The 9,539-nt window shown below is 42.4% G+C and carries 14 protein-coding genes; 3 read left to right on the top strand and 11 right to left on the bottom strand.

All coding sequences use genetic code 11. The annotated features are described in order from the left end of the window. Window positions 1-238: 238 nt before the first annotated feature. The 5 genes from KT990_RS06725 to rplM all read right to left on the bottom strand — a co-directional run bounded on the left by KT990_RS06725 (window position 239) and on the right by rplM (window position 3,163). Window positions 239-886, bottom strand: coding sequence for a hypothetical protein (locus tag KT990_RS06725; protein ID WP_005169443.1), 648 nt, complete (start codon window positions 884-886; stop codon window positions 239-241). A gap of 19 nt (window positions 887-905) precedes the next feature. Beyond that, window positions 906-1,334, bottom strand: coding sequence for a ClpXP protease specificity-enhancing factor (locus tag KT990_RS06720; protein ID WP_005098047.1), 429 nt, complete (start codon window positions 1,332-1,334; stop codon window positions 906-908). 9 nt (window positions 1,335-1,343) lie between these two features. Further along, window positions 1,344-1,997, bottom strand: a complete 654-nt coding sequence (locus KT990_RS06715; protein ID WP_005098044.1) for a glutathione S-transferase N-terminal domain-containing protein — start codon at window positions 1,995-1,997, stop codon at window positions 1,344-1,346. A 337-nt stretch (window positions 1,998-2,334) separates the two neighbouring features. Next, on the bottom strand, window positions 2,335-2,721 hold the full coding sequence (gene rpsI, locus KT990_RS06710; protein WP_005007735.1) for a 30S ribosomal protein S9: 387 nt from the start codon (window positions 2,719-2,721) through the stop codon (window positions 2,335-2,337). 13 nt (window positions 2,722-2,734) lie between these two features. Beyond that, entirely contained in the window at window positions 2,735-3,163 is a 429-nt protein-coding gene (gene rplM / locus KT990_RS06705; protein ID WP_004281682.1) for a 50S ribosomal protein L13, read from the bottom strand. Window positions 3,164-3,468: 305 nt separating this feature from the next. On the opposite strand from rplM, the gene pdxA reads away from it, so the two are divergent. From pdxA to KT990_RS06690, 3 genes are read left to right on the top strand one after another with little or no spacing between them, the layout of a single operon-like run. Further along, entirely contained in the window at window positions 3,469-4,437 is a 969-nt protein-coding gene (gene pdxA, locus KT990_RS06700) for a 4-hydroxythreonine-4-phosphate dehydrogenase PdxA (RefSeq protein ID WP_074383506.1), read from the top strand. A gap of 33 nt (window positions 4,438-4,470) precedes the next feature. Continuing rightward, window positions 4,471-5,283 carry a 16S rRNA (adenine(1518)-N(6)/adenine(1519)-N(6))-dimethyltransferase RsmA gene (rsmA, locus tag KT990_RS06695; protein ID WP_218209357.1) on the top strand — a complete coding sequence of 271 codons (813 nt, stop codon included), beginning with the start codon at window positions 4,471-4,473 and terminating at the stop codon, window positions 5,281-5,283. Between the two features lie 6 nt (window positions 5,284-5,289). Beyond that, a complete protein-coding gene (locus KT990_RS06690) occupies window positions 5,290-6,135 on the top strand; it encodes a symmetrical bis(5'-nucleosyl)-tetraphosphatase (protein ID WP_218209356.1) in 846 nt (281 codons plus the stop codon). A gap of 52 nt (window positions 6,136-6,187) precedes the next feature. On the opposite strand, the gene KT990_RS06685 is transcribed toward KT990_RS06690, so the two are convergent. From KT990_RS06685 to KT990_RS06660, 6 genes are all read right to left on the bottom strand, one after another. Continuing rightward, window positions 6,188-6,634 (bottom strand): DUF2147 domain-containing protein, encoded by a 447-nt coding sequence (locus tag KT990_RS06685; protein WP_005098035.1) that lies wholly within the window; start codon window positions 6,632-6,634, stop codon window positions 6,188-6,190. Between the two features lie 148 nt (window positions 6,635-6,782). Next, on the bottom strand, window positions 6,783-7,232 hold the full coding sequence (locus KT990_RS06680) for a DUF2147 domain-containing protein (protein WP_005098033.1): 450 nt from the start codon (window positions 7,230-7,232) through the stop codon (window positions 6,783-6,785). A 62-nt stretch (window positions 7,233-7,294) separates the two neighbouring features. Continuing rightward, window positions 7,295-7,744, bottom strand: a complete 450-nt coding sequence (locus KT990_RS06675) for a DUF2147 domain-containing protein (protein ID WP_005098031.1) — start codon at window positions 7,742-7,744, stop codon at window positions 7,295-7,297. Between the two features lie 183 nt (window positions 7,745-7,927). Next, on the bottom strand, window positions 7,928-8,374 hold the full coding sequence (locus KT990_RS06670; RefSeq protein WP_005098029.1) for a DUF2147 domain-containing protein: 447 nt from the start codon (window positions 8,372-8,374) through the stop codon (window positions 7,928-7,930). 86 nt (window positions 8,375-8,460) lie between these two features. Continuing rightward, complete coding sequence (locus tag KT990_RS06665) at window positions 8,461-9,135, bottom strand: LrgB family protein (protein ID WP_005098028.1); 675 nt, start codon at window positions 9,133-9,135, stop codon at window positions 8,461-8,463. A gap of 9 nt (window positions 9,136-9,144) precedes the next feature. Continuing rightward, window positions 9,145-9,516, bottom strand: coding sequence for a hypothetical protein (locus tag KT990_RS06660; protein ID WP_005098027.1), 372 nt, complete (start codon window positions 9,514-9,516; stop codon window positions 9,145-9,147). Window positions 9,517-9,539: the final 23 nt, after the last annotated feature.

Genomic DNA, 9,539 nt, shown 5'->3' with positions numbered 1-9,539 from the left:
ATTTTTAAGAACTTTTAATAAGCAATATTGAAACTACTAGAGCTTCTCAAACTTATTGAAGTGCTTAAATATATTTATATTTCAAAGCTGATCAAAACTTTCTTAGGAGGGTTGTTCTTATAGGAGTGATAGGAGATCTTGAATCTTGGGTTTGCTCTAAAATAATTGATAGGCCGATCTTATAAATCTTGGCAAATAAAAAAACCAGCAAAATGCTGGTTTTTGATTGCAGTGCATTTTAACCAAATACGCGCATTACGGCTGCGATTAATACCCAAAGAATTGCAATGGCGATGATGGGTTCAACAATCTTTGCCCATGTTGGGGTTTCTACAAGAACGACGTCTTCAACATCTTGATGCTGATGATTCTGGCTTACCATTTGATTAAACTCCTTCATTGATGCCTCCAATGATAGCTCTTCTTGTACAATTGGTTTAGAGCCTTTGAGTTCTGTTAGGTTGTTTGTTGTCCAAACCCAATCATCTGCTTGACCGGATAAATGTTCAATCTGGCCGGTGAGCAGTTCTTGAATGCTGTTAAGATTATGATTGCCGGTATCATGTAACTGTTTTAATTCAGTGAGCTGTAAATGGAAAATTTCCGAGGTGCTTTGTTCTAGTTGAGTTCGATCCAGAGCTGACTGGTTTTCCGAATGGGTGGCCAGATGACGCACGACTTCCAGTATATATAATTCATCAGGATGATTAATTTCGTTATAAATTTTTTGTGGATTGTTGCGCCACTCGGTAATCAGTTTGCCTAAAGTTAAGGCATTAATTTCAGTTATATATTTTCGTCTTTCTTCTTTCGTATGGTCTTTTAGAAGCTCAGGCTTTTGAGTTTCTATCTGTTCAACAAAATATTGTACTAAATCAAAAGCCATTCACTTGCTCCATTATTTTTTAATCTAATAACCTTAAAGTTGGTTTTTTCTTTGGCTGTTCAGGTTTTTCTTCAGTGCTTGATTTTAAAGCATCTTCATCGGTTTGTGTATGTTCATATTCACTTGGATCAAAGAATAAACCTTGGCCGTTTTCACGTGCGTAAATACCGAGCACGGCTGCCATAGGGACATAGATATCACGAGAGACACCACCAAAGCGAGCAGAGAAGCTAATTGCATCATTGCTCATATGTAGCGCATGTACCGCATGAGGCACAATATTCAGCACAATCTGCCCATCTTTAATAAACTGCTCAGGAACCATGGTATTTGGACGTGTCGCATCGACCAGCAAGTAGGGCGTCATATTGTTATCGCAAACCCACTCATAGATTGCGCGTGCCATATAGGGACGAGTAGGGCTAAGGTTGAATTCTTGTTCGGACATGATGTTTCTCTACAGGTTCTTGATTTGTGCTGAATAACGGTTTTTTTCCTGCAATGTCATAGATTTTACAAAGGCAGGACGACTGAAAATTCGCTGGCAATATAAATAAAATGGACGGCATTGCTGCTGCGGTAATTCTATGCCCATCTGTTTCAGGCGGATAAAAATTGGCGCCAACATGCAATCCAGAATACTGAATTGTTCAGACATAAAATAGGGAAAATGCTGGAATAGTGGCATCAATGAGGTCAGGATATCTTGTAACTGCTTCTGTGCCTGGTTTTTGGCTTTTTTATCTAGGGTGTCTGGATGACGTAACATGATATCGGCCAGTTGTAGCCAGTCATTTTCAAAGCGCCAGATGTATTGACGTTGCTCCGCGCGCGGCATCGGCGCATCGGCATACAGTTTATTCTGACGATAGCGATCATCTACATATTCAGAAATAATTGAAGTATTGAATAATTTGAGTTCATTTTCGATCAGCATCGGCAACTGATTATAAGGATTGAGACTGGCCAGATCCTCGTCATCTGTATCTACCAGAATCAGGTTGTATTTAATTTGCTTCTCGGCAAGCACATAGCGAATCCAATGGGAACGGAAGTCATCGGCATGACTATATAAGGTAATTCCTTGAAGAGGCGCGCTTTCGACTGACATAAATCCTGATGAAGTTCTAATGAATAGACTAGGATACTAAAATTCAACCTAAAAAGCACCAAGCATCAAAGATCAATCGGCTTGAGCCAAGGTAGATTATAAGAAAAATATCTGGAGAAAAACAGCATGCTTATTAAACTGCTCATCATCCTGCTATTTATTGTTATTGGCGTAGCAAATTATTATCTGAGTAAATCATTTTGGTGCCATGACGGAGTCTGGGGTAAAGATATACATGAACAATAACCGCAGAAATATCCTTCAATATTGAAAATGAATACTTATAAAAAAAGCCTTGGAATAATCCAAGGCTTTTTTGTCCGGTTCGGTAAACGAATTAACGTTTAGAGAACTGAGGACGTTTACGAGCTTTACGTAAACCAAGTTTCTTACGTTCAACTTCACGAGCATCACGAGTAACGAAACCAGCTTGACGAAGAGCAGGTTTTAAAGTCTCGTCAGAAGCGATCAATGCACGAGTAATACCGTGACGGATTGCGCCTGCTTGACCACCGATACCACCACCAGCAACAGTGATGTAAAGGTCATATTTCTCAGTTGCTTCAAGCAGCTCAAGAGGTTGGTTAACCACCATACGAGCAGTTTCACGACCGAAATACTGTTCAAGAGTACGGTTGTTAATTACGAGTTTACCAGTACCAGCTGATAGGAAAACACGTGCAGTTGCGGTCTTACGGCGACCTGTACCATAATTAGTAGCCATGTGCTGTTATCCCTTAGATGTCCAAAACTTGTGGCTGTTGAGCAGCGTGTGGATGCTCAGTACCTGCATACACTTTCATTTTCTTGATCATTGCATAACCAAGAGGACCTTTAGGTAACATACCTTTAACAGCTTTTTCTAGAACTGCTTCTGGTTTGTGAGCGATTAACTTTTCAAAGTTAGTCTCACGGATACCACCAGGGAAACCAGTGTGGCGATAGTATTTCTTATCTTGTGACTTTTTACCAGTCACAGTGATTTCTTCAGCATTGATTACAACGATATAATCGCCAGTGTCAACGTGAGGAGTATAAGAAGTCTTGTGCTTACCGCGTAAACGACGAGCGATTTCAGTCGCAAGGCGACCTAAAGTTTTGCCAGAAGCATCAACAACGTACCAGTCGTGTTGAACCTCAGCTGGCTTAGCGCTGAGAGTTTTCATTAAACCACTACCTATTATAGTTGGTTTGGACTATGGAATCTGTCCAAACTAAAGGAGACGCGATTCTAAACGAATACGTGAAGAATCACAAATGAAAATTGAAATTTCAAGCGCTGTATTTTATCTAATCTCCTGAAATAAGGAAAGGCATAAACCTGAATATCTCGCAAAAACGATGACTATATTTGTAACCATCCTTTCAATCGTATCAAAATATTGATTTATAAGGACGCTTTGCAATGATCGCTGCAGCCTGGATATGATCGGGTTATAATATTTCTCAGCTTTGCCAAATTGAGAAGATGATGCTGCCTTTATATGTCACCAGCGGAGAACCTGCCGGAATTGGTCCTGATATTTGCCTGAGTCTGGCAGAACGTGTGGATGAACGTCCGATTATAGTATTGGCCGATCTGAATATGCTGAAAGCCCGTGCAGATCAATTGAAATTGTCTGTGGCGTTGATTGAATATACCGGACAGGACGCATCTTCAAAAAAAGGTCAGCTGTATGTTGAACATGTGCCACTCAATCGGCCTGTGGTATTAGGTGAATTGAACCCGAACAATGCCGCTTATGTATTAGAACAACTGCGACGATCTGCGGACTATGCCATGTCAGCTAAAAGTGTCGGCGTGGCAACTGCACCGGTGCAAAAGTCTGTGATGAATGAAGCTGGCATCCATTTCAGCGGTCATACCGAATATTATCAAGAATTTGCAGGCGTTGAGCGGGTGGTGATGATGCTGGCGACCAAGACTTTACGTGTGGCTTTGGCAACGACGCATCTTCCTTTACGTGCCGTTGCCGATGCGATTAGCAAAGAGCGTTTGCATCAAGTCATCGATATTCTGATTCACGATCTGAAATCCAAATTTAAGATTGAACATCCACATATTTTGGTCTGCGGTCTCAATCCGCATGCAGGCGAGGGTGGCTATTTGGGTATGGAAGAAATTGAAGTGATTAATCCGGTACTTGAAAGCTACCGTGCTCAAGGCATCAATATGAGTTTAAGCTTGCCTGCAGATACTTTATTTACCCCGGAAAACTTAAAAGATGCCGATGCGGTTCTGGCGATGTATCACGATCAGGGCTTACCTGTGTTAAAATCACAGGGCTTTGGTGAAGCCATTAATATTACCCTCGGCTTACCCTTTATTCGTACATCTGTAGATCATGGCACAGCACTCTCCCTTGCGGGTACGGGACTTGCGAAAAGTTCCAGCCTGCACGTTGCTGTCGATTTAGCCCTCGATCTGGCGCGCCACTGATTATTGTTCATCACTCACGTTGGAAATGTTTTTATGTATCAAATTAATGCCTTAAACCCAAAAGAAGAAGGGCATCAGGCTCGAAAACGATTTGGTCAAAACTTCTTACATGACCAACGTGTCATTGCCAAAATTGTACGCTCAGTCAATCCACGTCCAGGTCAGAACATTCTGGAAATTGGGCCGGGTCTGGCTGCATTGACCTCACCTTTGATTGGTGAATGTGATGCCTTAACCGTACTTGAACTGGATCGTGATCTGGCTGCTGGTCTGCCGGGTCGTGTACCGCATCCGGAACGTTTAACCATTATTGAAGCCGATGCGTTGAGATATGATTATTCTCAATTGTTTCAGGAAGATCGTCCATTACGTGTCGTCGGTAACTTGCCCTATAATATTTCAACGCCACTGTTATTCCATCTCTTGGAATTTGGTGACAAAGTACAAGACATGCATTTCATGCTGCAAAAAGAAGTGGTTGATCGGATTACCGCATTACCAAATACCAAGGAATATGGCCGTTTGTCAGTCATGATCCAGTATTTCTGCAAACCGACTTTCCTGTTTGAAGTACCACCGGGATCTTTCAATCCGCCACCAAAAGTAACCTCGGCGGTATTTCGTTTAGAGCCTTATGCAGACAAGCCGATTGTGGCCAAAAATGAAAAAGCGCTGGCACGTCTGGTATCTCATGTCTTTACCCAGCGTCGTAAAACCTTGCGCAATAGCTTAAAAGGCATGCTGGTTGAAGGTGGTTTTGAAAAAGCGGGTGTTGACCCGATGGCACGTCCAGAAACTCTGACCCTTGAACAGTTTGTTGCACTTTCAGATCAAATGGTGGCTTAAATAACGATGAACCGCACTGTTCGATATAATTATGTAATTGGCGATGTGCAAGGCTGTTTTGAGGCCTTGAAAGCTCTGCTCAAAGAAATCCGCTTCGATGCAGATCAGGACTTTATTTGGTTTGCTGGAGACTTGGTGGCACGAGGTGAAAACTCAATTGCTGCACTGCGGTTTATCAAGAAGCTGGCCGAACAGGGATCGGCTGCAACAGTCTTGGGTAATCATGATTTGACTTTATTGGCCTATGCCCGCGGCATCAAGCCGATTAAAGAAAAAGACAATGTTCGTGATGTGATTGATGCCATCGACAGCGATGACCTGATTGACTGGCTGCGTAGACAGCCGCTGTGTCTATTTCCAAATGAGCAGACTATTCTGACGCATGCAGGGATTCCGAATATCTGGAATGCAGAAAAAACTGCTCAATTGGCACAAGAAGTTGAAGCCATCATTTCTAATGATGACTTCGATGTGCTGGATGATTTTTTGAAAGAGATGTTTGGGAAAGAACCCGCACTGTGGTCAGACCAGCTAAAGGGCCATGAGCGTATTCGCTGTATCGTGAATTATTTGACCCGGATGCGTCTCACTGATGCAGAGGGGCGTCTGGAATACAGCTTTAAAGATGCGCTAGATGATCCAATGCCGGAAGGCTTTAAACCCTGGTTTGAATTTGAGTCATTAGCAGCGCAAAGCCATCAGATTCTGTTTGGTCACTGGGCTGCCTTAAATGGTAAAACCATTTCGGACCAGATTCAGAATGTCGATGGTGGCTGTGTCTGGGGCAATCAACTCATGGCATTCCGTCTGGAAGATCAGCAGATGTTCGCGGTTGATAATCCGGTGATCTAAGTAAATCCAATAAAAAAAGCCACGTGATCACGTGGCTTTTTTAAACTATCTATTAGTCTGCACGTATCCAGGTCTGGTTACGACCAAGTACTGAAACACCTACACTGGCGCGCAGGGTTAAACGTTTGCCAGTGTTGTTTAAACGCATTTTTGCGTCATAAATTTTACCTGCCAAAGGATCAATCACTTTACCTTTTTCATAGTTATTGGTGCCTTTAACATGTTTTAAGCCCTTGATAATTGTCATACCTAAAATGGGCTGATTGGTATAGGGAGCAGGGCAGGCATTACATTTTTCACGTGGTGTATAGCCCGGACGCGGGGTAACTTTCACAATTTTAGCAGAGTAAGTGTCGTTAGGCTCTTGGCTAATTACGATAATCGCTTTGGCAGCTCCCGTTTTATCATCAATTTGTTGCCAAGTTCCAGTAATATCTTCCGCCCAAAGGGTCATGCTAAACCCTGTGGTCAATGCGGCAAGTAATATTTTTTTTAACATAGAGAGTCATTCCAGAGAGTTTTTTGTCATCGCGCCCTCATGTTAGGAATTATGATTAAATAGTCAATAATTATCTGAATACTATAGAGTTAATGTACTAAAAAAAGCTGCCAAGTTGGCAGCTTTTATTAATATTGAGAATTGGATACTAATCCTGACGAATCCAGGTCTGGCTGCGGCCTAAAGCAGAAACGCCGACATAACCACGCAAGGTTAAACGTTTACCATTGGCATTCAGACGTACTCTGGCATCGTAAATTTTACCTGCCAGCGGGTCGATCACACGGCCTTTTTCATAGTTATTGGTGCCTTCCACATGTTTTAAGCCAGTCAGTACATCCATGCCCAGAATAGGTTGATTGGTATAGGGAGCAGGACATTTATTACAGGTTTTTTGTGGGGTATAGCCCGGACGTGGCGTAACTTTAATAATTTTTCCGGCAAACGTACCGTTATCATTTTGGCGAATTTCAATCACTGCTTTTGGTGAACCGGTTTTGTCATCAATTTGTTGCCAGGTGCCTGTTAAGTCCTGTGCATACGCAGTGCCAGTCATCATGGCAGCGATGAATATTAATCCTAATTTAGATTGTTTCATTATATTTATCCCTTTTTTTTATAGATGAAATAAAATATCTCCAACACAAATGTGCTGCTTTATTAATCCTGGCGAATCCAGGTTTGTGTACGGCCGATGGCAGATATCCCAATGTATCCACGTAGAGTCAGTCGTTTCCCATTGGCAGAAATCCGCCCTTTTAAATCATAAATTTTGCCAGTTAAAGGGTCGAGTATTTGACCATGTCCATAGTTATTCTTGCTGGTTGGTTTCAGCCCTTTAATGATCTCTAGTCCTAAAATCGGTTTGTCTGTATATGGGGGTGGGCACTTTATACATTTTTCCCGTGGCGTATAGCCTGGTCGCGGTGTAACTTTGTGAATGTTCCCAGTATAAGAACCATCTGCCTGAGTTTTCATTTCAATCAGTGCTTTAGGTGAGCCGGTTTTATCGTCAATCTGTTGCCAGAAACCCGATAACTCCTGCGCAAATGCCATGGAGCAGGTGACTATAGAGGCTGTAAATACACCTAAAATTGCAATTTTCTGCATACGATATCCTTATGACAACGCATCAAATTCCATTTGATACATATTATGTAAATTCTACTTATTATACTTTCATAATCCATGAGAAAAGCATATGTTCAATATTCATACAACTTAATGTATGAAAATGCAAGCTTCTCTCTGCTAAATTTTAAACTCATCACATTTTATTCAATAGAGTATGAATTAATCCTGTTTAATCCAGGTCTGGCTGCGACCCAGGGCCGAAACGCCTACATAGCCGCGTAAAGTCAGACGTTTACCATTACTGCTTAATTTTGCCTTGGTGCTATACACATTCCCGGATAATGGATCGAGTAGTTTGCCTTGAGCAAAGTTATTATTGCCGGTGTGCTTCAGGCCTGTCAGTACATCCAGTCCAAGAATCGGTTTATTGGTATAAGGTGCAGGACAAGAGACACAATTTTCTTTTGGGGTATAGCCCGGGCGCGGCGTGATTTTGGTAATTTTGGCCGTATAAGTGCCTGTAGCTGTTTCGCGAATTTCCAGGAATGCTTTAGGTGAACCGGTTTTATCATCGATATTGCGCCATGTCCCTGACAGATCCGAAGCTAAGGCCAGATGGCTGAAAGAGGTTAAAAGTAAAGCCGAGAATAATTGAACCTTTTTCATATTTCTGTTCCTTGAATAAAATTGTTTTATGTTTGTATATTAGGAACGATTAAAGCACAAAACAAACAATTAAAATGATTCACTAGTCACATTTTTTGCAAATAAAGTATAAAAGTAGGCAGCCAGATGGCAGTAAACACCGCATTGACTGCCATACCGAAAGCGGCATAACGTCCCGCAACACTGCCACGCTGCCAGGCCTGAGCTGTACCAATCGCATGTGCTGCCAATCCTAAGGCCAGTCCGGAAGCACGTTCATCATTGATATGCCGCAGGATAAACGGTGAAAATGCTGCGCCAATCACTCCGGAAAGAATCACAATCAGAATCACCATACTGATTGGAGCATCCAGCAAGGTGGCGATATTAATCGCAATGGGTGTCGTCACCGCCCGAGTCGCGAAAGCCATAATATCTGCGGAAGACATATGCAGCAGATATGCAAGTCCCATTGGTAGGGCGACAGCACTGATACTGGCAAAAACCAAGATACCGATAATCGCTTTTAGTGGTAAGTCATCATAGCGCATTGCAGCCAGTGGAATGGCCAGGGCGACGGTCACATAGCCAAGTAAATGATTGAAGAGCGGATTCACTTGATCCATGTAATTTTGATAAGGAATCCCGAGCACAAATAAAATTGCAAGCACAAAGAACATGCTAAATACGATGACAGGAATTTGCGGGATGATCCGGTTACAGGGTTTGGCAATCAGATAGGCCATCAGCGTGACCGCAAAGCCATATAAAATAGATAACATGCGGTACTCCTATAACCAGCGCTTGGCCATTTTGGCGTAAATCCATAAAGGAATCAGGGTGCTGAAAAACATGATGAACAAAAATGCCGGAATTTTCTGGCCCATATGGACCAGCATCATCAGTGCACCTGCACTGACAGGCAGGAAAGCAAAGGCGCTTTCCTTCATCAGCTTGTTATTGGTGTCTACGAGACGAGCGGGAAGTTTACCGAAATAGCGCCAGGTAAAAAGGGCAATCAATAAGCTGAGTAACCCTACCAGATTGCCCAATTCAGGATGATCCAGCTGGGTCATGAGCCAGACGGATGCTTCCCGAAAGACAATAATAAGTAACAGGGTGCCGATCCATGCTGGCCAGTCTATTCGTTTTATCCAGTTCATTCGTATGATCAATTATTAAGTTT

This window comes from Acinetobacter sp. F9, assembly GCF_019195275.1.
Taxonomy (GTDB): domain Bacteria; phylum Pseudomonadota; class Gammaproteobacteria; order Pseudomonadales; family Moraxellaceae; genus Acinetobacter; species Acinetobacter pseudolwoffii.
The sequence above is the reverse complement of the archived record's forward strand: the minus strand, read 5'-3'. Positions and strand labels throughout refer to the sequence as shown.